We start from the raw sequence: 22,999 nt of genomic DNA, 5'->3' as shown, positions 1-22,999 counted from the left end.
CTGCTTCAAGCTGCTTGGTCAGCGCGTCATGGCCCGCACCTTCGAGCGTCAGATAACCGAGCTCAAAGTCCGTGCTGCAATCCTCAATCGCTTCTCGCAAATCGGCACACCAAATACTGTCCGCGTCGCGTAGTAATCTCAAATAAAGCCCGCAGCAAACCTATCAGGAGTTATGCAACAAAGCCCATCCAAAGTCTTAGGACTAAAATCGCTACGGCCCAACATGCTATGAAACAAACGCGAATAGATTTGTTCGGAAAATCGGCGACCTGGCACCATTTCGGTGCCGAGCAACTTAATTATTTCATGCGACCGCCAGAAACTGAATGCAGTACTAAAGGCCTGCTCCGACGTTGTAAAAAGCGGGCGAATTATCGCGTCCTTACGGTTCGCTTCCACGTGACCAAGATTAACGAGATCTCTAACTAGGTTATCAGTAGCACCGGGACTCAGGTTCAGTTGATTCCCCAACATCTCGTATGTCATCTCATCGTGCCCCAAAAGGCAATCCAACGCTCTTACGTAAGACTGCAATTGGGCCTGGGGAATATATGTGATTGGTATATAAGGTATTTTTCCATTCATAATGTAATCGCGGAAAATGTCCCAATAGATAGATAAGCGTGTGCCGCTTCTCGTGATCAATCTCTTATTTATCAGACCTGTAACGGTCGACTCGCCGAAATTCTGAGATACTTTAAAAAATTCGGCGGGAGAATCTGTGGCAACCTGACGGATGCAGGAAGATTCGGCCGAATTGAGTTCCTCAAGATCCCGTTTGAAAAGATCAACTATGCTCAAATTCCGGCTGAGCACGTCATTTTGATCTGATCCCGCGCGTGTTAGCTCAAGTATATGGATGCACAGTTTTTTCAGTAGCCAAGGAAAGCCCTGGCAGTGGTCCTGAAGCAAACGACGCAGTTGAGGTAAGACAGGCTGACCAATCTCGGTGCCGAAGCGATTGATGGCTAGAGCGCTTTTCGATCAGTCCGGATCATATCCGCACGAGCTGAAGTAGTTGGCGCATTCTCTGGGCTGGAAGATATCCACGAGCCTGCCGATGAGGTCCCAGAGGCCGCTCACCGTGCGCTCGCCGATCTTCCTGAGCATGGCCTTGAGCTTGGAGAAGGCTTTCTCGATGGGATTGAAGTCTGGGCTGTAGGGCGGAAGGAAGCGCAAGGTTGCGCCTGCCGCTTCGATCCGCTCGCGCACCGATGCGCGCTTGTGGCTCGACAGGTTGTCCATAATGACAACGTCGCCGAGCCGTAGTTCGGGCACGAGAACATGGGTGACATAGGCTTCGAACCAGTCGCCGTTGATCGGGCCATCGAGCACCATTGGCGCGACCATTCCGGTCATGCGCAATCCGGCAACCAGCGTGGTCGTCTTGCGGTGGCCGTGCGGGAAGCCCATCCGCAGGCGCTCGCCCCTGGCGCAGCGGCCATGGCTGCGGGTCATGTTGGTCGCGGTCCAGGTCTCGTCGATGAACACGAGCCGTTCGGGGTCAAGATCGAGCTGGCCATCGAACCAGTCATGTCGTTGGCTCAGGACATCGGGGCGGTCCTGCTCGATCGCATGGCCAGTCTTTTTTTGCGCGTCATACCGTGACGAACGAAGAAGCGGTGAAGCCCGGCCACCGAGACGTGCAGGCCCAGATCGATCAACGCCGCCCGCAGTTCTTCAAGCGAGATGTCCTTGCGCGCTTCCCATATGGCGAGGATTTCAGCCTGCCGCTCCTCGATCCGGCGCGATCGCATATCGCCACCTTGAGGCTTGGGAGCAAAGCTGCCGGTCGTACGCCGCTGATCCTGCCAACGGATCGCTGTCGAGGGCGCTACACCAAACCGAGCCGCCGCAGCACGACAACTCATCCCGGCATCGATCGCCGCCAGAAGCCGCTTACGTAAATCCATCGATAGAGGTTGGCCCATCCATGCTGGCCTCCTTCACCAGCACAGACTCTGAATCAGAAATCACGCCCCGTGGAAATCCCTCAACGATTCATAACGGTCGAAAACCGCTTGTCTTATGACTTTGTGGTCCGTTCGGGTCAGGATGCGATGTCCGGTCCGGGGTGGCCACCCCGGACCGGACGGAAGGGGACGGATCGCAAAACCGCTGGTCGTGAAGGGACCGGGTTAGAGTAGGATCGCCCCTTTCTTTTTCATCAGGCCCGAACGGATACCGGGGCTTTAAGGCCCGGATGACAAGCATGGGACAGCGAAAAAGATGAGCAACCTCCTACCACAAACCATCGGCATCGACATCTCCAAAGCGACGTTGGACTGCCATGTCCATCCCGCCGGAATCGAGCGCCAGTTCGCCAATACCACCAAGGGTCACAAGGCGCTGATCGCATGGGTCGGGCAATGGGAGGTCGAGCGGATCGCCTATGAGGCTACCGGCACCTACCACCGCGCGCTGGAGGTCGCGCTCGGCCATATGCCCTGCGTCAAGCTCAACCCGGAACGGGCAAGGCGCTTCGCTCAGGCGACAGGCACGCTCGCCAAGACCGATCGCATCGACGCCAGGCTGCTCGCACGGATGGCGGTGACGCTGAAACCCCCGGTCAGGCCCGCCCGAAGCCCGCAGCAGAACCAACTGGCCGAACTCGTCAACGCGCGCGACGGCCTGGTGCGCGATCGTACCGCGCTCAAGAACCGCGAAAAGAACCTCACCGTCACGCTGCTCAAGCGCCAGTGCAGCCAACGGCTCGAACAGATCGCCCGCCACATCGATGCGCTCGATGCCGAAATCGCAAGTCTCATCGCCGCTGACGAAAAGCTCGCCCGGCGCCATGACATCCTCACCAGCATCGCCGGTCTGGGTACACTCACCGCCAACCAGATCATCGCCACCATGCCCGAACTCGGATCGCTCGATAACAAGCAGGCCGCCTCGCTCGCTGGCCTTGCTCCCGTCGCGCGACAGTCCGGCCAGTGGAAAGGCAAGAGCTTCATCCGCGGCGGCAGGGCCAATGTCCGCCAGGCCCTCTACATGCCCGCCCTGGTCGCCGCGCGCTTCAATCCAGACCTCAAAGCCAAATACCAGCAGCTCATCGCTGCCGGAAAACCCGCCAAAATCGCCATCACAGCCGTCATGCGAAAACTCATCGTCACCGCAAATGCTCTGCTCAAAGCAGACCGACTCTGGCTCCAATCTCCCGCTTGACCATCACGGATACTCTAATGCCACTTCCTTGTCGCTGAAGGGAGGGAGGTCAATCTCGAAACGGCGGTCTGCAAGACCATGCCATAAGTGATATGCTCCGTGCTCGGTTGTGATTGTTCCATCCGTTTTCCATGAAAAGCCGATGATGACGTTAGCTTGGGCGGCCTCGATCGCGTTGCAAATAACACGCATTTGATCGAACACGTCAGCCAACTCATCCTTGTAAAGAAGCTCCTCAAACTGATCAAAAAACACTACGATCACCTTTTCCTGCTCCGCGAGAAGGTGAAGCAGTTCGGCCGTGCCGGAAGTACTCAAAAGGTTGCCAGCGATACCAAATTCGACTGCCCGTTTCGGTTGCACGAATTGCGCTGCGATCGCTGCCCGGACGGCCGAAATCACAGCCAACTCGGGAAACCGGCTGGTAAGTGCCGCACGGGAATCAATCGTGTGGACGAAGTATCGGCCTTTATTGCGTTTATTTCCAGCTCTGTCCGCGATTTTTAGAACGCTAGAGCTCTTCCCCCAACCGGAAGGTGCCTTTAAAGCAAGTAACCTCGTCTTAGTTTCGCCAGCACGTACACGATCGAAAAATTCAAACACTTCGCGCTGAATGGTCTCGCGTCCGACGAAGTCTGAAGGCCGGGAAGGCCGATAATCAGCCCAGTGTTCCGCCATAGGAACGGCGACTATGTGATCGAGTTCATCGCGCAAAGCCGCTGCAGTAGGACTTTCGCCTCCAACTGGTGTCCAGTCCAGATTCCCCAGGCTTGAATCAAGCTGCGAAAGCCAGGTAAGAAGGTCTTCGGAGGTTACACGAGTTCCTTCCTTAGCGTTGTAAACGTCTACCGCCGCAGTGACGCCGTTCTTGGCATCAATGAGGGGTATCGCCCAAAAATAACCGCGTTCGCTCAAAATAAGATAAGCCTCACCCCCAATTTTGTATTGGCTCGTTAGGGGAATGGATTGAGGGGCCGGAGTAATAACGCGAGCACGTTCTAGCCGATCTATCAACTTCTCTGGAGAGTATATGCGAAGTCGGCGTCTTCGCTCGACGGAACGCTTGTCCCACTCGACTTCAATTCCTTTGGCGTCTTTCCCTAGAGCGTGGGTGGTAATAAGCCAGCCCGCCTGAACATCGCGAACATCTACATTGCCAAGTAATTTTGTAATAACATCGGCGGCGATGTTGCTCCGATGTGCTTTGCATTCGACGATGATTTCCTCTCCAGTGCTCCGATCCCGTGCCAAGAGATCAACTTCCATGCCAGTGACGCGAATATTGGACGTCACCCCAAAATTCTGTGTGTGCAGAAATGCCGCGACGAACCGCTCAAGGATTGCCCCTTTTGCGGTTGTCGACGCCCCTGACTCGACGCAAACTTCGATCACATATTCGAGCGGCATTGCTTACCCACTTTTATAAGAAGTCTTGTTCTCTGAACTTGGCAGGTGGACTAGCCGGGAGCAAGCACGAGCGACACGCGAAAGATTTGTGCGGGACTATCGATGGCTCGGAAAGGGATAGCCATCTTTTGAATCAAGGTGAAAGAAGACCGCCGCTTTCAGGATCAAAGCTGAGTCCGTCCAACGTCCTCGTTCGGCGTTTAGCGGTAGCACAACGCAAGACCGGAACCTTCTCACCGCCCCACCGTTAACACCACATCGGACGGCAACCCTTGCGCCCCCCCGCACCGCCGGTCCGATAAACCTTTTCAGCCCCACCAGCCCCCCCGCTGGTGGGGTTTTCCTTGTTTGGGGTTTTCCACAAGGAAATTTCCTGCCGCCCCTTTCCTATTTTGTTCTCATCACTCAAAAGGAGAACGAATCAGGAACAAAGGAGCGCAGAGATGAGCGGAGCCGCTGTCCGACTGACGCCAGGATGCGAGCTTTCATGTGGAATCTGCACCGTTCGGTGCGCGACTATGGTCGCGGTTCGGGATGATCTGTGGCGGGAGATTGAGCAGCTTCATCGGATGCAAGCGACGCAACCGACGCTTGATCGAGCGCGAGAGGTCCGATCGCTGCAAGCCCAGATGGCAGCCGCCGAGCAAGAATGGCGGCGGCTTCGTCCTTCGTCGCCCCTTCGGGTACCAGGACGAGCAGGCTGCGGAACATATCGCGCAGGGCGACTTCACTAGGCAGCACGACTTGCATCGAGATGACCTGCATCGCCGGGCGCGTGGCTTCAATCTCGCGGGCTTCCGGCTCTGCCTCCGACTCGGTGAGTCCCGCGAGAGCCATGGCATCCGTAGGATTGATGCCATGGCCAGCCAGGACGGCGGCAACTTTCCGGGTAAAATCTATCGGCAAAAATGGCTTTTTGTAGTCGTGAACGCTCTCGTACCGCGCATACGAACCCAGCGGCATATCAAGCGCGTCAGCCATTCCCCGCACCGTGAGACGCGGCACAGCTGATTTTCTCAAGTTTTTAAGACGAGTGGCAACCTTTTCCATTGAACACGACATCACTCGAAAAACCGAACATGTCTCAACCCAATAGGGGTTGACATGTTGTTCGGCTTGTCCGAACAGAAACACCATGAACAACGTTGAATCAGTGTTCGCCCTTTGGGGTGGAATAAGGCCGATGGCGCGAGCACTGGGCGAAAGCCCCAGCACGGTTCACGGTTGGAAGTCCGTCGGACGCATTCCGGCAGAAAAGCAGCCCCATGTGTTGGACGTCGCTCTGGCCCTAAACATCCCGATCACTGCCGAACATGTGGTCTTCCCCCTGGGGCGGCCCGACGCCGTTGATGACCTTGGTCTATCTCTCTCCACGCCCCACGTCGCCTGCCATCGCGGCGACAAAGCGCAACCAAAGGCCGCAGCATGACCCAGTTGAGCCCCGATGAATTCTTGCGCTTGGAGGCGCTCCGCCTGGCTGTCCAGGCCGGGCAACCGCCCCTGCGCCAACATTTCTACGAATTTCTGACTGGAAAGAGTGACCGGACGCCGCGTCAAATCATCGACGCGGCGTTGGAGGCGGCCAATGTCAGCTAGGCTTATTTCCATGAACGACGCTAAGGCATTCGGCATACAGCTGAAGCCAGTAGCTGCGGTCCTTCGGTCGGACATCGGCTTCTTTCACCGCAATTTTCTCGAGCAGATCGTAGGCGACACGCTCCTTGCTGCCGCTGTCAGGCAAATTCGAAATTCGAACTTCATCGGGCATGGTAATTCCCTTCGTGGTTGTCTTGCACCTGCCACGATAGCCGAAGCCGGAGGGGTCGCAAGCCTCTCCGGCGGAAGCGTCTTGTGATGAGTATCGCTTTGCCAGCTACGCAGAAGGGGAGAGTATTTTCCCATCGCGAGCATATCGAAATCGCCATGCTCAACGCCCTGTTCGATCGGCAGCAGCCGATGAGCGTGACGGAACTGGAAACGCATCTGCGCTGCACCCGGCGCGATCTGTGGGCCGCGATCCGGCATCAGCATCAACTGGGCAATGTCCGTAAGGATCAGCCCATCTCCCTCACCGCGTCGGCGCATATCGCCATCGCGGCGGGGCGCCTCGCCGGTGCCATGGCGGTGGCGGCATGACAAAGACCCGCGCCCCCTTGTCCTTCGCCCTCGCCATCCATGAGGTCACGACCGTCATCGGCGTTGCCGCTGCGCGCCGCGTGACCGGCCGCGCCAAACGCACGCTGCAACTTTGGCGAGAGGGGGATCAGGATGCGACGCCCAGCCTCGCCCACGCCTTCGCCCTGGACCACGCCTATATTCAGGCGGGCGGTGAAGGCCTGCCGCCGATCCTCGCCAGCTACCTGCGCCAGATGGAGGCCCTCATGGCCAATCCTGCCGCCTGTCGCATCGCCCTGATCGATGACATTGCCCGCGTCGCGCGCGAATCTGCTGAAGCCCTCGCCGCCAGCCTCGCCCTGACCCAGCCGGGCGTATCGCCAACGGCCATTCATCACGCCATCGCCGAAGTCGAACAGGGTCACGCCGCCAACGGCCGCCTGATTGCCCGGCTAAGATCATTCCTGCCCGGCAATGGGGCCGGTCGGAGAAAGCCGGGGGACCGCACATGAATGGGCATTTGGGGCAAAGGACACAGGCGGATGAAGGGCGGCCACGCATGCCGCATTTCATCTGCCCGGCATGCGGAGAGCGGGCCTTCGCCCGCAATTCGGGCAAATCGTCCACCCTCTATCGGGAGCTTTACTATCACTGCCGCAACGTCGTCGATTGCGGCCATCAATTCGTGGTGGGGATGGAGGCTTTGCGCACCACCCGGTCCAGCCGGGTGCCCAATCCGCTGGCCACCCTCCCCATCACGACCTGGCGGCCTGCGGCCAATGACGACGCCGCCAATGATGATGGGCCGCCCGGCGCGGCCGCCGCGATTCACGTGACCAGCTAACGCCACTGGCGGGCATCCGGCCCGCCTTCCCCCCGCCCGCAACAACGCACCCGGCGCACCCCCGCCGCCGGGAACGCTCCCCCTTTGCCCGCAACACGCCCGATTAGTGGAAAGGATATTCGATGGCCTCCCGTTCCGTCCCCGCTGCCCCGCGCATTCACCCCCTCGCCTGCCGCTGCCCTCACTGCCCCCGCGCGCCGCGCGTCCATCCTGACATCGCGCCCCTGCTCTACGGCGGCCTGTGCGGCATCGGCGTCGCCGCGGTGCTGGCCGCCGCCCGCTTCCTCCCCCCGCTTTTCAACTGAAAGGACTGTCCCGATGATGCATGCCCCTGTCCGCCTCCCCGACAGCATCGACCATGCCTGCTCCCACTGCGCGCGGGTCGAACGCGCGCCGACCCGGCAATTGCCCGCCGACTGGCTCCTGCTCGTCGGCAACGCCACCACCGCCATCATCTGCGACGATTGCGCACCTGCGGCCCGCGCCGCCGCCCTGGCGCAGATCCACGAAACGACCCGCGCCATCCTGCGCAGCATCCGCCCCAATACCGATGATCGGCACTTGGCCCACATGGACGCCTCCCTGTCCGACGACATCGGCGCGGACGAACTGGACCGCGTCGCCATTGCCATCGAGTGCGAGGATCTGTTCGCCATCAAAATCGAGGATGACGAAGCCAGCGCCATCGCCACCATCGGCGATCTCAACCGGCTGATCTTTGCCAAGACCAACCACGCCTCGATCGGCATCCACGCATGAGCGGCGGCGAAGTGGCGGCCGACCGCCTGCGCCTGCTGATCGAACGGATCGAGCGCCTGGAGGAAGAAAAGAAGGGCCTCGGCGACGACATTCGCGATGTCTATCTGGAAGGCAAAGGGACCGGCTTCGATCCCAAGATGATGCGCCAGATCATCCGCCTGCGCAAAATGACGCCCCATGACCGGCGCGAAATGGAGGCGATCCTCCAAACCTACCTCGCCGCCCTGGGCATGGAATAATGGAACAGCTCCCGCTCGACCTGCGCCCCCGCCGGTCAGAGCGGGAGCGCTCCATGCACCCCGCCGCCGCCATTGCCCGATGCACCCGCCGCGACCGCCAGCGCGCGGCCGAGCAAGGCCACGCCAAAGCCCAACGGAAACTCGCCGAATGGCGCACCGCCCACCGCGCGGATTTTCAGGCCGCCTTGGACAGAAAGAACGACCGATGAAGCATCCCGCCCCCCGCCCCGCATCGCGCTTCCCGACCAAGGTCTTGCTCCGGGCCTTGCTCATCATCGCCACCCTCTGCGCCACCCCCTTCATCATCGCCTGGGCCTTGGCCAACGCCAATGGAGACAAGCGATGATCCGCCACCCCTGGGACTGGTATGTGGAGGAACAATGGGTGACGCATGCCCTGTGCGACATCCTCGCCATGGACCCGGACGTCACCTATCTCGATCCGTTCGCGGGCCTGTGCCACATCCCCGACGCTCTGGCCGACCGTGGCCTGACGGCCTTCGGCACCGACCTGTTCGAACGCGGTAACAGCCCGCGCTTCCTCGGCCGCCACGATTTCCTCGGTGATCAGATCCACATGCTCGAAGCGATGCGCGGCCTGTCGATCGTGATGAACCCGCCCTTCTCCTTTCAGGATGGCCGCATGGTTCGAGGCCTGGCTGAAAAATGCATCCGCCGCGCCTTGTCGATCGCGACGCATAGGGTCTGTGCCCTAGTCCCGATCAAGTGGCTGGCCAGCGCGGGCCGCTTCCGTCTCTTTGCCGAACATATGCCCAGCGGAATCTACATCCTTAGCGAACGCCCCTCCATGCCCCCCGGTGATCAGATCGCCGCCATGGGCACGGCCGCCTTCGCCCATGGCAAGGTCGATTATGTCTGGATCGTCTGGGACAAGCAGCGCGCGACCCATGATTTCGCCCCGACCTACTGGATACCCCCGCGCGCCAAACCGGCCCGCGCCCCCCGCAAACAGAGTTCCCCTCGTGGCTAGAAAGGACAGCTCATGGGCAAGCACCAGACATTGGACCCTGCGCTCGCGCAGATTGTCGAGGCTCTCGCCGACCTCATGGTCGATCGCGACTTCGCAAACGCGCGCGCAGGCCTGACCGATGCGAACGATCCTCTACGCCCGCTACTCCAGCGACCTGCAGAACGCACAGTCCACCGCTGACCAGCTCGCCACCCTGCGCGAACGCGCGGAAAAGGATGGGTGGGAAGTCGTCGCGACCTTTTCCGACGATGAAATCAGCGGCCGGGCGGGCATCGGCGAAATGCAACGCCCCGGCCTCAACGCCATGCTGGCCCGCGTCGAACGCGGCGACATTGACCAGGTGCTGGCCGAAGCGACCGATCGCATCGCCCGCCACGGGGGGGACGCGCACGCCGTTCGGGAACATCTCGAATATCACGGCGCGCGCCTCTTCACCCTGGCCGATGGCGTCGTCGATGAAATCACCGGCGCAATCAAAGGGCTCATGGACGCCCGCTATCTCAAGGATCTGGCCGACCGTGTTCGACGCGGCCAGCGTGGGCAGCACGGGCGCGGCTTCAATGCCGGGGGCCGCGCCTACGGCTACCGCGTGGTGAAACCGATCGGCGCCGATGGAGAGATTATTCGCGGCATCCTCGAAATCGACGAGGAACAGGCCGAAATCGTGCGCCGCATCTATGCCGAATCACTGGCCGGCGTCTCGGCTTATGCCATCGTCAAACGCCTCAATGCCGAAGGCATCCCTTCGCCCAGGGGCGGCCCATGGCGTGTCAGCACGCTCCATGGCGACCGCGTCCGCGCCAACGGCATCCTGCGCAACCACCTCTATCGCGGTGTGATGATCTATAATCGCACGCACCGTGTCTATCATCACAAGACCCGGCGGCGCGTGGTGCGATCGAACCCGCCCGGCGAATGGCGCTATGTTGACGTGCCCCACCTGCGAATCATCGATGACGCATCCTGGGAAGCGATCGAGCGCAAATATACGACCTTCGATGGCGTCACCGCCGACAAGCAGCGCCGCCCCAAACGGCTGCTCTCGGGCCTCGGCAAATGCGGCCTGTGCGGCGCGAACTGGATCGTCCTGGGCGTCAGCCGCTGGGGCTGCTCCAATGTCAAATCGCGCGGCGACTGCACCAACACCCGCACCATCTCGACCAACGAATATGAACGGCGCGTCCTGGGCCAGCTTCAGGCGATCATGCTCGACACCCAGGCCGTCGAACATTTCATTCAGCGCTACAATGCAGGCATGGCGCGAAAGCTGGCGGAGGCGGAAACATCCTGCGCCCCGCTCCAGCGCAAGATCGAAGAATGCAAGGCCCGCGCAAACCGCCTGGTCGACGCCATCGCCGACGGCGCAGGAGAATTTCAGGAGGTCAAGGACCGCCTGCGCTCCACTCGCGAAGAACTAGCAACGCTCCAGGACAAGCTCGACGCCCTGTCGACGGGCAGCACCCTCACCCAATCCCCGGATCTCGGCTCCCGCTACCGCGCCTACGTGATGACCCTCGATGCCGCCCTGGCATCCGACGGCCCCGCCCGCGCCCAGGCCATAGCCGCCATCCGCTCCCTGATCGACGCCCTGGTCCTGATCCCCAAGGATCAAGGCCGAGGCGTAGATATCCGCCTAGAAGGCCGCATGGCCGAAATCATAAACCTAGCAAACCGCGTCCCAGACACCTGTTAAAGTCCAAGCCACTCATCCGGCACCATTGTCCGCCCGATCAGACCCAGACCAAAAATGGGGACCGGCATTGCTGCCGATCCCCACGTCCGTCGGGTCAAGCGATCCGCGTCCCTGGCGGGATGCGATCATCGGCCCGGCGTTTGCGATCCGACCGCCTTCCCAAAGAAAGACTGCCGCATCGGGTGCTTCGGGGTGAGCCAAGGGCTGCTTTCCCGTCGCTGGTCGTATCTGTTCCGATGCCCGACGTTCACTTTCGCGCGTACCCGGCAGCGGCCCTGACGACCGACCCGGCCATTGGCTGCGCCCTTGCGGGCTTGCCCTATCGCCGGACCATCAGTCACATAGGCAAAATACTGATAAATCAGCATTTCATGAGATGGATCGCGCCATTTCTCCATGTTCCGATAGAGAGATGGTCTCACCTCGTCCGAGTCGTTCCAAGCGAAATCGGACAGAATCATGACGGTGCCACACGCAAATCTGTGGATAACTGTGGATAAGTTTTCCCCGCCCCTATTGCGGCGGTGCCCAGCCCAGCGGAGCCAGCGTAAAACCGGCGAAATCGAAGGCCGGGGTCACCGTGCAACTGACCAGCGCCCAGCCGCCCTGCGGTGCTGCCGCCTGCCAATGATAAGCGGGCACCCTGCTCTGCGGCATCTGCCCAGCCAGGATATCCGGGCCGAGGGAAATCGTCTGCGCCGGTTCGCCCTCCGCCGCGACGGACAGCGATAAGGGCGCACCGGCATGCCAGAACCAAAGCTCGTCCCCATCCACCCTATGCCAATGGGAGGATTGATGGGCCTCCAGCAGGAACAGGATAGCGGTGCCCGCTGCGCGTTCGCCAGGGCCAGCGGCAGCGCGCCAGGTTTCGCGATACCAGCCGCCTTCGGGGTGGGGCGACAGGTCGAGTGCGGCGATCAGCGCCCGTCCATCCCGTTCGTCGTCCGCGCGCATCGGCTTACCTCAACTTTTATCGATTTTAATACAACTGCTTACGTCGTTGTCAGACGTTAATGCAACCTCGATCAATATGCAGGGGTTCAAGCATCAAGTCACGCAAATGGAGGAGAATTTCATGCGTAAAGCAATGCTGGCCCTGGCGGCCGTTTCGCTGGCCATCCCGATGTCGATGGCGATCCCGATCGAAGGCGCGGAAGCACGCAAGAATCATCGGTACAAGGAGTGGCGCGGTCGCGACGGGCGCACCTATTGCCGCAAATCCAACGGCACGACCGGCCTGATCGTCGGTGGTGTGGGCGGTGCCCTGCTGGGTCGCGCCATCGATACGCGCGGCGAACGCACGACCGGCACATTGCTTGGTGCCGCTGGCGGCGCGCTGTTGGGCAAGGAAATCGACAGCAAGCGTCGCTGCCGCTAACAAAAAAGGCGGCGTCCCGTCGGACGCCGCCCTTTTTATTCGACGGATCGAAAGATCAGTTCGACGCTGCGCCGCGCGCTTCGTCGACCTTGAACGCGACATTCTGGCCGCCCGACACGCCCGACACGCGGCCGTTCTTGACCGAGAGGTTGAACGCGACGGCATCAGGGAAACGACGACCGGAAATCAGCTTGCCGGTTTTCGTGTCCTTCACTTCATACACATAGGTATAACCTTCGTGCGTGAAGCGCTGCTTGCCAGCTTCTTCAGCCTGGGCAGGGGCGGCGATGGCAACAAAAGCGCTCAGGGCGCTGGCGGCAACAAACTTGGACAGCATTCGCATGGGTTTTCTCCTTGTGAATGCCGATCAAACACCTCTGTATATTCTTGTTCTGTTGACGACGCTTTTATGTTGCAGCGCGGCATGACGGCAATCGCAAAGAACGACCATGCGGTTGCGCCGAACGCAATCCGCCTGTGGCGGCCTTCATCCCTTGGACATGGCGACGATATGCTCGAACTGGGCTTGCGTCAGTGGTGCCACCGACAGGCGCGACTGGCGCAGCATGACCATGTCGGCGAGCGCCGGATCAGCCTTCATGGCCTTGAGCGTGACCGGGCGATCCAGTTTCCGATGCGGCGCGACATGTACCGCGATCCACTTGCCGCTATCGTCGGTGCTATCGGGCGCAGCCTCTTCGACGATCGTCAGGATGCCGACCGCTTCCACGCCAATGTTGCTGTGATAGAAGAAGGCAAGGTCGCCCTTGCGCATCGCTTTCATATGCCCCTGCGCCGCATGGTTGCGCACGCCGTCCCATTCGGCCTTTCCCTTGGCGACCAGGTCGTCATAGGAAAATACGTCGGGTTCCGATTTCATCAGCCAATAGTTCATTCTGCCTCCTTGCATCAGCGTCGTTGGCCGATCAAGGATGGCTTCATGCACCGCCGCGCCGCCAGCAGAGGGCGCGCAGCGACGATTTTTTGGAGATAATGACGTGTCGCAGACGATGATCGACCAAGTCCCGGTCCTGTCCATGGCAGAATTGGACAAAGCCGATTTTGCCCAGGCGTTCGGCCGGTCCTTTCAGCAGTTCGGTTTCGCGATGGTGCGCGACCATGGGATGGACCAGCAACTGATCGACGCCGGATGGGCGATGGCGCGGGAATTCTTCGCCCTGCCCGATACGGTCAAGCGCCGTTACGACGCGAAGAATAATGGCGGGCAGCGCGGCTATACCGCGTTCGGTACGGAAATCGCCAAGGGCGCGAGCGAGAATGACCTCAAAGAATTCTGGCATGTCGGTCGTGACCTGCCTGCCGGCGATCCTTTGGCGCAAACCATGCCACCCAATGTCTGGCCGGACGACATGCCGGCGTTCAAGGCAGTGTTCGCCCCGCTCTATCGCGAGTTCGACCGGGTCGGCGCGGAATTGCTGTCGGCGATCGCGCTCTATCTCGACTTGCCCGAACGCTGGTTTGACGGGCCGATCGACAAGGGCAATTCGATCCTGCGCCTACTCCATTATCCCCCCGTATCGCCACAGGCTCCGGGCATTCGCGCGGGCGCGCATGAGGATATCAACCTCATCACCCTGTTATTGGGCGCGGAGGAAGGCGGGCTGGAGCTGAAGGATCGCAACGGCAACTGGCTGCCGGTGGTGCCGCCGCCCGGCGCGCTGGCGATCAATGTCGGCGACATGCTGCAGCGGTTGACCAACCATCTGCTGCCTTCGACCAGCCATCGCGTCGTCAATCCGCCACCGGAGCGGCGCGGCCATTCGCGCTATTCGATGCCCTTCTTCCTGCATCTGCGTCCGGATTTCCTGATCGACGCGCTGCCGCAATGCGTCAGCGCCGAGAATCCGCGCCGCGATCCGCCGATCACCGCGCATGATTATCTGACCGAGCGGTTGATCGAGATCGGGCTGATCAAAAAGGCCTAAGAGCCGGGCGGCGTTTACTTCCGCCCGCGTCCGAGCGTGATGCCGATTTCCTCGCCACGCTCGGACAAAGCGAGCTTGACGATCTTCACCTCGACATGGCTGACCATCGCATCCTGCATGAAAATGGTGTCGATGATATGGTCGGCCACCGCTTCGATCAGTGTGAAATGCACGCCTTCGGGCAGCGCGGTGGACGCGGCATGTTTGAGGTCCATGTAATTTTTGGACTGGCCAAGCGGCGTATCCGGCGCATAATGATCGGCGATCTTCAGCCGTGCGCGGATGGAAATGCGCAACGGCTGGGGGAGATGTGTCTCCTCCGAATAGATGCCGGTCAGCACGTCGACATGGAGATTATTGACCTCCAACGTCAGAAAATCGTCAAATCCAGTCTGCATGGTCCGCCATATGCGGCCCGTTGCTGCTGTTGCGACGGGCCTCTTTAGTCTTTCATTTTGCGACGCGAGCGCTAAAGCCCGCCGCTTCCGGCGCGGTCCATGCGCCATTGATGGCGGATCGGCAAGACGTGTCTCAGATTGTTCCCTTGAATAGTCAGCCTGTCATGGCGATCGAGGCGCTGCTGGATGCCGCCTTCGGACCGGATCGCCATGGTCGCACGGCGTATCGGATCAGGGATGGGATGCCCTGGCTGGCCGACTTGTCCGTCGCCACGCTGGACGCTGACGGGATGTTGATCGGATCGCTGCAAAGCTGGCCCGTCGCGCTGACGCAGGCGGATGGCACGCAGATGCCGCTCATCATGATTGGCCCGGTCGCGGTTGAGCCAGCCCATCAGAAGGGCGGCCATGGCCGCGCGATGATGGACGCCGTGATCGATGCCGCCCGCGGCCGGCGCAGCGAGCCGCTGATGATGATCGGCGACCCGGAATATTATGGCCGCTTTTGGGGCTTTGATGCCCAGGGCACCGGCGGATGGGATGCGCCTGGCCCGTTCGAGCCGCGCCGCCTGCTGGCTCTGTCGGTCGATGGCCGTGCCGTGGGCGGTATCGGGATGCTCGGCCCCAGAATCGCGGTCGCGGCCTGAATCCCCCTTTGCCTTCGGGCAAGGCCGTGCCTATCTCGATCTCATGCCCATGGAGCCCCTCCCCGACCTCGCCACCCTGTCCCTGGCCGATATTGCCCGGCTGGCCGATGAAAAGCGCCTGCCGCCCGTAGAGCAATGGAATCCCGCCCATTGCGGCGACAGCGAGATGCGGATCGCGCGTGATGGCACCTGGTTTCATCAAGGGTCGCCGATCGGGCGGGAAGCGATGGTGCGGCTGTTTTCCACGATCCTGCGCCGCGAGCCGGACGGCAGCTATGTGCTGGTCACGCCGGTCGAGAAACTCGATATCGTGGTCGAAGATGCGCCGTTCGTCGCCGTCGAATTGAAGAGCGAAGGCGAAGGACGGGACCGCGCGCTCGCCTTCCGCCTCAACACCGGCGACCTGATCGCAGCGGGGCCGGATCATGAACTGGTCGTGCGCGAAACGGCGGATGGTCCCCACCCCTATCTCCATGTGCGTAGCGGGCTGGAAGCGCTCATTAACCGCAGCGTCTATTATGAGATGATGAACATGGCGCTGGAGGAAGCGGGCGAACGGGTCGGCCTGTGGAGCCATGGCCGCTTCTTTCCGCTGGATGGGACCGCATGACGCTGGCGGAGCGGCTGCGCGCCGCGCTTCGGGAAGGGCATCAGCGCGAGACGGATGTGCTGCTGTCGGACACGCGCGATCCGCGCATCGACGGGACACTCGCGCTGGCCCCGGCGGCGGTGCTGGTGGCGGTCACCGACCGGCGCGAGCCGGGCCTGATCCTGACGCAGCGGTCGGCAGCTTTGCGCAAACATGCGGGGCAGATCGCCTTTCCGGGCGGGCGTGTCGATGCCGAGGATGCCGATGAGATTGCAGGTGCCTTGCGCGAGGCGGAGGAGGAAATCGGCCTGCCGCGCCATGTGCCGCAGGTCATCGGCACGTCGGATCGATATCATACCTTCACGGGTTTCGACATCGTCCCGGTGCTGGCGGTGGTGCCGCCCGACCTGCCCTTACGCGCGCAGGAGAGTGAAGTGGCCGACTGGTTCGAACTGCCGCTGGCCTATGCCCTGGACCCTGCCAACCGCACCCGCCATGTCGTGGAATTTGATGGGGTTATGCGCCATTATTATGAAATTGTCTGGCAGGAACGCCGCATCTGGGGCGTGACCGCCGCCATTCTCGCCAACCTCTCGCGCAGGCTCGGCCATGACCATCCTGCTGCCTGACGCCGAGTGGCGACATCGGCCGGGCCTCGATGGCCTGCTCGACGCGCTGGGCGCAGCGCAGGGGCAGGCGCGCTTCGTCGGCGGGGCGGGGCGCGACGGGTTGCTGGGGCTTGCGGTCAACGACCTGGACATTGCGACCACGCTCGATCCGCATGATGTGGTCGATCGGCTCAAGGCGGCGGGGATCAAGGCGGTGCCGACGGGCATCGACCATGGCACCATTACTGCGGTCCTATCGGGCTGGCCCGTGGAGATCACGACGCTGCGGCGGGACGTCAGCACCGACGGCCGCCGGGCGACCATCGCCTATACCGACGACTGGCGCGAAGATGCGGCGCGGCGGGATTTCACCATCAATGCGCTCTATGCCGATCCGTTGAGCCGAGAGGTCACAGATTTCTTCGGCGGTGTCGCCGATCTGGAGGCGCGACGCCTGCGCTTCATAGGGGACGCCGAGGCGCGCATTGCCGAGGATCATCTGCGCATCCTGCGCTATTTCCGCTTCCTCGCCCGTTATGGCGGTGATGTGGTGGACGATGACGCCTATGCCGCGTGCCGCGCCGCCGCCAAAAGCCTGATGGCTTTGTCGCGCGAACGCATTGCGGATGAACTGATCAAATTGCTGGCGGTTGCGGCGCCTCTCCGTGCGCTGCGGCTGATGGTCGATGGTGGCATATTGCGGGCGGTTCTGCCCGAAATCGACCATGCGGGCATAGATCGCATGGAAAGATTGATGGCGCGCGAGGCGGCTTCGGGAACGCCGCCCTCGGCGCTCCGGCGACTGGCCGCCCTCTTGCCTCCCGACCCGGCTACCGTCGAACAGATCGGTGCCCGGCTCAAACTGTCGAACAAGGCGCGCAAGCGGCTGGTGCTGGCGGTCGAACCGGGACCAGCGGATGAAGCGCCGCGTGCCTTGGCCTACCGAGTTGGGGCGGAAAGCGCAATCGACCGGCTCTTGCTTGATGTCGACCGGCCCTTGTCGGCGCTCACTTCACTTGACGGATGGACGCCGCCGACATTGCCGATCAGCGGCGGTGCGCTGATCGCGCGCGGCCTGCCGCCCGGCCCGGATGTCGCCAAGGCCTTGCAGGAAGTGCAGAAAATCTGGGTGGAAGAGAATTTTCCCGATGCGACGCGCGTCGGCCTGATCGCCGATCAGACGGTTTCGAAATTCCAGCGCGCGCGCCAGTAATCGAAGGCATCCGCCTCGTTCATCGGCTTGGCGAAATAATAGCCCTGCCCCTGCCAGCAGCCCATTTGCTGCAAGGCGAGCGCGAGTTCCTGCGTCTCGATACCCTCGGCCGTGACCTTGAGGTTGAGCGATTCGGCCAGTGACAGGATGGTGCGGACGATGACCGCCTTGTCGCGATCCTCCGCCATGGACGACACAAAACTGCGGTCGATCTTGAGGATATCGATCGGCAGGCTGTGCAGGCTGGCGAGGTTGGAAAAGCCAGTGCCGAAATCGTCCATTGCGATCGGCATCTGCAGATCCTTGAGCGCGAACAGGAGTTTGCGCGCCTTGTCAGGGTCGGCGATGATCGCGCTTTCAGTGAGTTCCGCCGTCAACCGGCTGCCCGCGACGCCCGAATAGCGCAACGCTTCCTCGAACATGGAGGCGACATCATCGCGCGCCATCTGGATCGGCGAGAGGTTGACGTTGACGCCGACCGGCAAGGGCTGGCCATAACGCACGTCCCAGCGCGATAGCGCCTGTGCCGCTTCATAGGCGGCCCAGCGGCCAAGCGACGTGATCAGGCCGCTTTCCTCGGCGACGGCGATAAATTCGACTGGCGGGACATGGCCCAATTCGGGGTCATGCCAGCGCGCCAGTGCTTCGAAACCGGTGATTTCGCCGGTCTGCAGATGGATGAGCGGCTGATAGGCCAGCGTCAGGCCACCATGGGCCAGCGCTTCGCGCAACCGGCTCTCGATCGAAAAGCGCCGTTGCGCTTCCTTCAACACGCCGTTGCGATAGATTTCGACCTTGCCGCTGCGCTTGGCGATCTTGACTGCCGCCTGCGCCTTGCGGACCACATCGTCCGGATCATCGTCCAGGTCGATCGACAGCGCGCACCCAATGGCACAGTCCACCCGGATCTGCAGATCACTTAGCCGAATCGGGGAACTGAGCGCTTCCCGGATCCTCTGCACGATATGCAAAGCGTCTGATAGGCCATTGTTAAGACGCGCAAAAATGGCAAAGTCATTGCCGCCGATGCGTGCCAGCACATCGCCCTGCCGCAGGCTGGATTTCAGGCGCTTCGCCACGGTGATCAACAGTTCGTCGCCCGCCATCGGGCCGAGCGATTCATTGACACGGCTGAAACGACTGAGATCGATCGCAATGATGCCAAATTGGGCATTGTCCGGCCAGACGCTATTGCTGAGCCGATCGTCAATCTCTTCACCAAACCCGGTCCGGTTGGGGAGCGCCGTCAAGCCATCCGACAGAAGCTCGCGGCGCAGATTTTTCTCCATCGTCCGGTCGCTGGTGCGATCGATCGCCGTGAAGAGAAAATGGGGTGGACCATCGGTGGGGAGTCGCCCGATCGTACACATGAAATATTCCGGCCCCAACGCGCCGTCGCGCCGCAGTTCGAAGCTATCGCAGGGTCGATCCGACCTTATGAAACTTTTGACCCGATCGCGCCATTCGGTAGCGACCTGTTCCATGATGTGCGATAGTCCACGCGATCGGAAGGCCTCAGTGAACGCGGCGTTGGCCTCCAGCACGACGATGTCGTCATCATCCTGCACCGATAAGATGGCGGACGGCTGTGGCAAGGCTGCCAACCATTGGCGGCTGGCCACCATCTGATCGACCTGTGCAGCATCCCCCCCGCCGAGGGGATCTTCGCTGGACCTTTTCACTGGCCAGTTGCACGCCGCAATGGATTCCATGGCCCCGCGATATCGGGAACCGGTAAATTTTCAGGAAACGTCTGGTCGCTCTTTGGACAAATCAGACATTAAAAGCGATTGTCACGGGGAAATCCGGTCGGCGGCATCCGTCCGGCCGCGCCGCGCGCGACTTTCCAGGGGGTCATGTCCGATTCGGTGCGCGTCCGACCGCTGTCGCCGCCCATCGTCCAACTCAACCCGTCGGCCAGGCGGAAGGCGATCGCATCGGACAGCCCGCCATCGCGATAGCGCTGTAGCTGTACGCCCTGCCCCCGCGCCATTTTCGGCATCTCATCCAGCGCGAAGACCAGCAATTTACGGTTCTCCCCTATGATCGCGACGCTGTCCGCTTGCGGAGCGATGGGGTGGACGATGGCCAGCTTTGCGCCGGCGCGAATGTTGACGACCTGCTTGCCCTTGCGCGTTTCGGCAATGATATCGCTGACCGCCGCAATGAAGCCGCGCCCATCGGAAGAGGCGAGCAATAATTCCTTGCTGGTCCGGGCGGGCATGAAGGCGACGATTGTCCCTTCATTGTCCATATCGACCAGCGACCGCACCGGATCGCCAAAGCCCCGGCCACCCGGCAGCTTGTCTGAGCCAAGGGTGTAGATGCGGCCGGTGCTGGTCGCCAGCAGCAGCTTGTCGGTCGTATAGGCGTGGAACGCATAATGCGGGCCGTCGCCTTCCTTGAACTTTAGCGTATCAGCCGCCGCCAGATCGCGATGGCCGCTCATCGCGCGTATCCAGCCGCGCTCGGACAGGATCACTGTGATCGGCTCGCGCTCGATCATCGCTTCGAGCGGGATTTCGCGGGCCGGGGCGGCTTCTTCGACCAGCGTGCGGCGACGTCCCAGGTCCGTCTCTGGCCCATAGCGCTTGCGCAGCGCCGCGAGGTCGCGCTTCAGGCGCTTGCGCTGGAGGCCCGTGTCCCCGACCAGCTTCTCCAACTCGTCCTTTTCCTTGACCAACTCGGCATGCTCGCGCCGCAATTCCATCTCCTCCAGCTTACGCAGGCTGCGCAGCCGCATGTTGAGGATGGCTTCGGCTTGCCGGTCGTTAAGCGCGAACTCGGCGATCATCACGGGCTTGGGCTCATCCTCGGTACGGATGATGGCGATCACCCGGTCGAGGTTGAGATAGGCGATGATATAGCCGTCGAGCAGGTCGAGCCGGGCGGCGATCTTTTCCAGCCGATGCTGTGCGCGCCGGACCAGCACCTCGATCTGATGCTTGAGCCATTCGACCAGAACGGATTTCAGCCCCATCACGCGCGGCGTGTGGGTGGCGTCCAGCACGTTGAGGTTGAGCGGGAAGCGATTTTCCAGGTCGGTCAGGCGGAACAGGCTGTCCATCAGCATCTGCGGATCGACCGTGCGGGCGCGCGGTTCGATGACGATGCGGATTTCCGTGTCGCTCTCGTCACGCACATCGGCCAGGATCGGTAGCTTGCGATCGTTGATCAGGGCCGCGATCTGCTCGATCAGCTTCGATTTCTGCACCTGATAGGGAATTTCGGTGACGATCGCGACCCAGGTGCCGCGCCCGCCCTCTTCCTTGTGCCAGCGCGCCCGTGTGCGGAAGCCGCCGCGCCCGGTCGCATAGGCTTCGGAAATCATCGCGGCATTATCGACCAGCACGCCGCCGGTGGGGAAATCCGGTCCGGTGACGACCTGCATCAGCCTGGCATGATCGGTATCGGGATTGTCGATCAGCAGATTGGCGGCATCGATCAGTTCGGCGACATTGTGCGGCGGGATACTGGTGGCCATGCCGACCGCGATACCGCTTGCCCCGTTGGCGAGCAGATTGGGGAACAGGCCGGGGAAAACCTCCGGCTCCTCATCCTCGCCATTATAGGTGGCGCGATAATCGACCGTGCCTTCATCCAGCCCCGCCATGAGATCGGCGGCCGCCTGGGTCAGGCGGGCTTCGGTATAGCGCATGGCGGCGGCATTATCGCCGTCGATATTGCCGAAATTGCCCTGGCCATCGACCAAGGGCGTGCGCAGCGAAAAATCCTGCGCCAACCGCACCATCGCGTCATAGACCGATGTGTCGCCATGGGGGTGATATTTGCCGATGACGTCGCCGACGACGCGGGCGCATTTCTTGTAACTGGTCGTATTGCGTGCCGGATTGGCGACAAGCACATCGGGCGATGCGCCGCCCGGTTCCATCTTGAGCAGCCGCATCGCCCAGAGCAGCCGACGATGGACCGGCTTCAAGCCATCGCGCAGGTCGGGCAAGGATCGCGCGGTTATGGTGGACAGCGCATAGACGAGATAACGTTGCGACAGCGCCGCGTCGAACGGATGGTCCTTGATGCTGTCGAAGGGATCGCGAAAATCGGTCATCGCCGCGGGAATAGCAGGGCTGCGCCGCTTGGCAAACGGGGATTGGCGATTGCCGACCCGCGACGCGAAAAGTTGTGACGGCGGCAGAACAAGGGTTGCGGTTTCGCGCGCAGACGCCATTTTGCTCCCGTGCTGATCATCGACCTCCCCCCCCCGCCGCCCGCCTTGCTCTCTGGCGCCGCGCTCTTCCTCGATTTCGACGGGACGCTGACCCCGATTGCGGAGACGCCCGATGGAGTCGTGTTGGGCGATGACCTTTTGCCGATGCTGCATCGGTTGCGGGCGCGACTGGACGGGCGGTTGGCGATCGTCAGCGGTCGGTCGATCGCGACGCTGCGGGATCTGGGCTTTGGCGACTTTCTGCTGGCGGGCTCGCATGGCCTGGAATTTGCGCGTCCCGGCGAAGCGGCCGACGCCCCGCCGCGCCTGGCGGCGATCGACGCGGTGGAAGAGGCCTTTCAGGTCTTTGCGCAGGATAAGGTCGGCGTGCTGGTGGAGCGCAAATCGATCAGCGTCGGGTTGCATTTTCGCGGCGCGCCCGATTGGCAGCAGGCGGCGGGCGACCTGGCCGATGCCTTGGCGACACAGCATGGCTTGTCCGTCCAGCGGGGCAAGATGCTGTTCGAATTGCGGCCCGGCGGAGCCGACAAAGGGAGCGCCGTCACACAATTGATGCGCGAAGCCCCGATGAAAGGTGGTAGACCCGTCTTCATCGGCGATGATGTGACCGACGAGGAAGGCTTTGCCGCTGCGGTCGATCATGGTGGTTCGGGCATCCTGGTCGGGCCGCCGCGACACACATTAGCGACCTTCTCTCTGGAACAGGTTGCCGATGTCAGGCATTATCTCGCCGAGGGGGCAGCCCGGTCAGACTGACCGGAGCGCCCCTGTGCGACCAGACAGCAAGGGGGCAGAACGATCCTACATTCCAGC

33 protein-coding genes and 1 pseudogene are annotated in these 22,999 nt (G+C 61.7%); 21 read left to right on the top strand and 13 right to left on the bottom strand.

Translation table 11 applies throughout. The annotated features are described in order from the left end of the window. Nucleotides 1-133, top strand: a pseudogene (locus tag SxD43FB_RS16465) (IS5/IS1182 family transposase); the annotation flags it as partial. Nucleotides 134-138: 5 nt separating this feature from the next. On the opposite strand, the gene SxD43FB_RS16460 reads toward SxD43FB_RS16465, so the two are convergent. Both SxD43FB_RS16460 and SxD43FB_RS16455 read right to left on the bottom strand, forming a co-directional pair. Beyond that, the gene (locus SxD43FB_RS16460; RefSeq protein ID WP_141249528.1) at nt 139-801 is read right to left on the bottom strand and encodes a hypothetical protein; all 663 of its coding nucleotides are present in this window, start codon (nt 799-801) and stop codon (nt 139-141) included. 183 nt (nt 802-984) lie between these two features. Then, a protein-coding gene (locus SxD43FB_RS16455) for an IS630 family transposase (protein ID WP_096063109.1) occupies nt 985-1,931 on the bottom strand; the annotation gives its coding sequence in 2 pieces (ribosomal slippage) (nt 985-1,595 and nt 1,595-1,931; 948 coding nt in all). 298 nt (nt 1,932-2,229) lie between these two features. Between SxD43FB_RS16455 and SxD43FB_RS16450 the strand changes: the two genes are divergently transcribed. Then, nucleotides 2,230-3,171 (top strand): IS110 family transposase, encoded by a 942-nt coding sequence (locus SxD43FB_RS16450; protein WP_096063108.1) that lies wholly within the window; start codon nt 2,230-2,232, stop codon nt 3,169-3,171. Between the two features lie 3 nt (nt 3,172-3,174). Here the strand turns inward: SxD43FB_RS16450 and SxD43FB_RS16445 are convergent, their stop codons facing one another. Together SxD43FB_RS16445 and SxD43FB_RS16440 are read right to left on the bottom strand one after the other, a co-directional pair. Then, complete coding sequence (locus tag SxD43FB_RS16445) at nt 3,175-4,578, bottom strand: restriction endonuclease (RefSeq protein ID WP_096063107.1); 1,404 nt, start codon at nt 4,576-4,578, stop codon at nt 3,175-3,177. Nucleotides 4,579-5,094: 516 nt separating this feature from the next. Further along, a complete protein-coding gene (locus SxD43FB_RS16440; RefSeq protein WP_141249527.1) occupies nt 5,095-5,715 on the bottom strand; it encodes a hypothetical protein in 621 nt (206 codons plus the stop codon). On the opposite strand from SxD43FB_RS16440, the gene SxD43FB_RS16435 reads away from it, so the two are divergent. Together SxD43FB_RS16435 and SxD43FB_RS25320 are read left to right on the top strand one after the other, a co-directional pair. Further along, nucleotides 5,714-6,007 carry a hypothetical protein gene (locus SxD43FB_RS16435; RefSeq protein ID WP_096063105.1) on the top strand — a complete coding sequence of 98 codons (294 nt, stop codon included), beginning with the start codon at nt 5,714-5,716 and terminating at the stop codon, nt 6,005-6,007. The genes SxD43FB_RS16440 and SxD43FB_RS16435 overlap by 2 nt on opposite strands. Further along, entirely contained in the window at nt 6,004-6,174 is a 171-nt protein-coding gene (locus SxD43FB_RS25320) for a hypothetical protein (RefSeq protein ID WP_176482815.1), read from the top strand. Before SxD43FB_RS16435 ends, SxD43FB_RS25320 begins: the two co-directional genes overlap by 4 nt. Here SxD43FB_RS25320 and SxD43FB_RS16430 read toward each other — a convergent pair. Next, nucleotides 6,167-6,346: a hypothetical protein gene (locus SxD43FB_RS16430; protein WP_096063104.1), complete on the bottom strand. Its 180-nt coding sequence runs from the start codon at nt 6,344-6,346 to the stop codon at nt 6,167-6,169. The genes SxD43FB_RS25320 and SxD43FB_RS16430 overlap by 8 nt on opposite strands. An 86-nt stretch (nt 6,347-6,432) precedes the next feature. Between SxD43FB_RS16430 and SxD43FB_RS16425 the strand changes: the two genes are divergently transcribed. The 6 genes from SxD43FB_RS16425 (at nt 6,433) to SxD43FB_RS16405 (ending at nt 8,535) form a co-directional block, all read left to right on the top strand. After that, nucleotides 6,433-6,714, top strand: a complete 282-nt coding sequence (locus SxD43FB_RS16425) for a hypothetical protein (protein ID WP_141249526.1) — start codon at nt 6,433-6,435, stop codon at nt 6,712-6,714. Next, nucleotides 6,711-7,205, top strand: coding sequence for a hypothetical protein (locus SxD43FB_RS16420; protein ID WP_096063102.1), 495 nt, complete (start codon nt 6,711-6,713; stop codon nt 7,203-7,205). The genes SxD43FB_RS16425 and SxD43FB_RS16420 overlap by 4 nt, the downstream gene beginning before the upstream one ends. Continuing rightward, nucleotides 7,202-7,537 (top strand): ogr/Delta-like zinc finger family protein, encoded by a 336-nt coding sequence (locus tag SxD43FB_RS16415; protein ID WP_255245763.1) that lies wholly within the window; start codon nt 7,202-7,204, stop codon nt 7,535-7,537. Before SxD43FB_RS16420 ends, SxD43FB_RS16415 begins: the two co-directional genes overlap by 4 nt. 122 nt (nt 7,538-7,659) lie before the next feature. Continuing rightward, nucleotides 7,660-7,842 (top strand): hypothetical protein, encoded by a 183-nt coding sequence (locus SxD43FB_RS24835; protein ID WP_141249525.1) that lies wholly within the window; start codon nt 7,660-7,662, stop codon nt 7,840-7,842. 13 nt (nt 7,843-7,855) lie between these two features. Further along, nucleotides 7,856-8,296, top strand: a complete 441-nt coding sequence (locus tag SxD43FB_RS16410; RefSeq protein WP_096063101.1) for an acyl carrier protein — start codon at nt 7,856-7,858, stop codon at nt 8,294-8,296. Next, the gene (locus SxD43FB_RS16405) at nt 8,293-8,535 is read left to right on the top strand and encodes a DUF2312 domain-containing protein (protein ID WP_096063100.1); all 243 of its coding nucleotides are present in this window, start codon (nt 8,293-8,295) and stop codon (nt 8,533-8,535) included. The genes SxD43FB_RS16410 and SxD43FB_RS16405 overlap by 4 nt, the downstream gene beginning before the upstream one ends. A gap of 35 nt (nt 8,536-8,570) precedes the next feature. Here SxD43FB_RS16405 and SxD43FB_RS25950 read toward each other — a convergent pair whose 3' ends face one another. Then, nucleotides 8,571-8,699, bottom strand: coding sequence for a hypothetical protein (locus SxD43FB_RS25950; protein WP_255245762.1), 129 nt, complete (start codon nt 8,697-8,699; stop codon nt 8,571-8,573). Nucleotides 8,700-8,740: 41 nt separating this feature from the next. On the opposite strand from SxD43FB_RS25950, the gene SxD43FB_RS25315 reads away from it, so the two are divergent. The 4 genes from SxD43FB_RS25315 to SxD43FB_RS16395 are packed head-to-tail and all read left to right on the top strand — an operon-like array spanning nt 8,741 to nt 11,218. Then, nucleotides 8,741-8,881: a hypothetical protein gene (locus SxD43FB_RS25315; RefSeq protein ID WP_176482814.1), complete on the top strand. Its 141-nt coding sequence runs from the start codon at nt 8,741-8,743 to the stop codon at nt 8,879-8,881. Then, complete coding sequence (locus SxD43FB_RS16400) at nt 8,878-9,525, top strand: hypothetical protein (protein WP_096063099.1); 648 nt, start codon at nt 8,878-8,880, stop codon at nt 9,523-9,525. The genes SxD43FB_RS25315 and SxD43FB_RS16400 overlap by 4 nt, the downstream gene beginning before the upstream one ends. 12 nt (nt 9,526-9,537) lie before the next feature. After that, entirely contained in the window at nt 9,538-9,705 is a 168-nt protein-coding gene (locus SxD43FB_RS25310) for a hypothetical protein (RefSeq protein ID WP_176482813.1), read from the top strand. Then, nucleotides 9,644-11,218, top strand: coding sequence for a recombinase family protein (locus tag SxD43FB_RS16395; protein WP_096063098.1), 1,575 nt, complete (start codon nt 9,644-9,646; stop codon nt 11,216-11,218). Before SxD43FB_RS25310 ends, SxD43FB_RS16395 begins: the two co-directional genes overlap by 62 nt. Before the next feature lie 125 nt (nt 11,219-11,343). Here SxD43FB_RS16395 and SxD43FB_RS24830 read toward each other — a convergent pair whose 3' ends face one another. Together SxD43FB_RS24830 and SxD43FB_RS16390 are read right to left on the bottom strand one after the other, a co-directional pair. After that, entirely contained in the window at nt 11,344-11,679 is a 336-nt protein-coding gene (locus SxD43FB_RS24830) for a hypothetical protein (protein ID WP_141249524.1), read from the bottom strand. A gap of 52 nt (nt 11,680-11,731) precedes the next feature. Then, nucleotides 11,732-12,172, bottom strand: a complete 441-nt coding sequence (locus SxD43FB_RS16390) for a cupin domain-containing protein (protein ID WP_096063097.1) — start codon at nt 12,170-12,172, stop codon at nt 11,732-11,734. A gap of 121 nt (nt 12,173-12,293) precedes the next feature. Here SxD43FB_RS16390 and SxD43FB_RS16385 point away from each other — a divergent pair, with 121 nt between their 5' ends. Continuing rightward, entirely contained in the window at nt 12,294-12,596 is a 303-nt protein-coding gene (locus SxD43FB_RS16385; RefSeq protein ID WP_037479014.1) for a glycine zipper 2TM domain-containing protein, read from the top strand. A gap of 55 nt (nt 12,597-12,651) precedes the next feature. Here SxD43FB_RS16385 and SxD43FB_RS16380 read toward each other — a convergent pair whose 3' ends face one another. Both SxD43FB_RS16380 and SxD43FB_RS16375 read right to left on the bottom strand, forming a co-directional pair. Then, entirely contained in the window at nt 12,652-12,933 is a 282-nt protein-coding gene (locus SxD43FB_RS16380) for a hypothetical protein (protein ID WP_037477094.1), read from the bottom strand. Nucleotides 12,934-13,083: 150 nt separating this feature from the next. After that, nucleotides 13,084-13,491: an EVE domain-containing protein gene (locus SxD43FB_RS16375; RefSeq protein ID WP_096063096.1), complete on the bottom strand. Its 408-nt coding sequence runs from the start codon at nt 13,489-13,491 to the stop codon at nt 13,084-13,086. 103 nt (nt 13,492-13,594) lie between these two features. Here SxD43FB_RS16375 and SxD43FB_RS16370 point away from each other — a divergent pair, with 103 nt between their 5' ends. After that, nucleotides 13,595-14,542 (top strand): 2-oxoglutarate and iron-dependent oxygenase domain-containing protein, encoded by a 948-nt coding sequence (locus SxD43FB_RS16370; protein ID WP_096063120.1) that lies wholly within the window; start codon nt 13,595-13,597, stop codon nt 14,540-14,542. Nucleotides 14,543-14,556: 14 nt separating this feature from the next. Here SxD43FB_RS16370 and SxD43FB_RS16365 read toward each other — a convergent pair whose 3' ends face one another. Continuing rightward, nucleotides 14,557-14,940, bottom strand: a complete 384-nt coding sequence (locus SxD43FB_RS16365; RefSeq protein ID WP_037477088.1) for a dihydroneopterin aldolase — start codon at nt 14,938-14,940, stop codon at nt 14,557-14,559. Nucleotides 14,941-15,050: 110 nt separating this feature from the next. Here SxD43FB_RS16365 and SxD43FB_RS16360 point away from each other — a divergent pair, with 110 nt between their 5' ends. From SxD43FB_RS16360 to SxD43FB_RS16345, 4 genes are read left to right on the top strand one after another with little or no spacing between them, the layout of a single operon-like run. Beyond that, nucleotides 15,051-15,587, top strand: a complete 537-nt coding sequence (locus tag SxD43FB_RS16360) for an N-acetyltransferase (RefSeq protein WP_176482812.1) — start codon at nt 15,051-15,053, stop codon at nt 15,585-15,587. A 43-nt stretch (nt 15,588-15,630) separates the two neighbouring features. Next, on the top strand, nt 15,631-16,197 hold the full coding sequence (locus SxD43FB_RS16355) for a DUF1285 domain-containing protein (RefSeq protein WP_096063095.1): 567 nt from the start codon (nt 15,631-15,633) through the stop codon (nt 16,195-16,197). Further along, on the top strand, nt 16,194-16,805 hold the full coding sequence (locus tag SxD43FB_RS16350) for a CoA pyrophosphatase (protein ID WP_037477086.1): 612 nt from the start codon (nt 16,194-16,196) through the stop codon (nt 16,803-16,805). The genes SxD43FB_RS16355 and SxD43FB_RS16350 overlap by 4 nt, the downstream gene beginning before the upstream one ends. Beyond that, on the top strand, nt 16,786-17,997 hold the full coding sequence (locus SxD43FB_RS16345) for a CCA tRNA nucleotidyltransferase (RefSeq protein ID WP_096063094.1): 1,212 nt from the start codon (nt 16,786-16,788) through the stop codon (nt 17,995-17,997). The genes SxD43FB_RS16350 and SxD43FB_RS16345 overlap by 20 nt, the downstream gene beginning before the upstream one ends. Here the strand turns inward: SxD43FB_RS16345 and SxD43FB_RS16340 are convergent. Both SxD43FB_RS16340 and parC read right to left on the bottom strand, forming a co-directional pair. Beyond that, a complete protein-coding gene (locus tag SxD43FB_RS16340) occupies nt 17,961-19,709 on the bottom strand; it encodes a bifunctional diguanylate cyclase/phosphodiesterase (protein ID WP_037477082.1) in 1,749 nt (582 codons plus the stop codon). The genes SxD43FB_RS16345 and SxD43FB_RS16340 overlap by 37 nt on opposite strands. A 68-nt stretch (nt 19,710-19,777) precedes the next feature. Then, on the bottom strand, nt 19,778-22,066 hold the full coding sequence (gene parC, locus SxD43FB_RS16335; protein WP_096063118.1) for a DNA topoisomerase IV subunit A: 2,289 nt from the start codon (nt 22,064-22,066) through the stop codon (nt 19,778-19,780). A gap of 129 nt (nt 22,067-22,195) precedes the next feature. Here parC and otsB point away from each other — a divergent pair, with 129 nt between their 5' ends. Next, the gene (gene otsB / locus SxD43FB_RS16330) at nt 22,196-22,942 is read left to right on the top strand and encodes a trehalose-phosphatase (RefSeq protein WP_255245761.1); all 747 of its coding nucleotides are present in this window, start codon (nt 22,196-22,198) and stop codon (nt 22,940-22,942) included. The last annotated feature ends 57 nt before the right edge of the window (nt 22,943-22,999 follow it).

Origin of the sequence: Sphingobium sp. D43FB (genome assembly GCF_002312805.1) — a bacterium.
Taxonomy (GTDB): domain Bacteria; phylum Pseudomonadota; class Alphaproteobacteria; order Sphingomonadales; family Sphingomonadaceae; genus Sphingobium.
The sequence above is the reverse complement of the archived record's forward strand: the minus strand, read 5'-3'. Positions and strand labels throughout refer to the sequence as shown.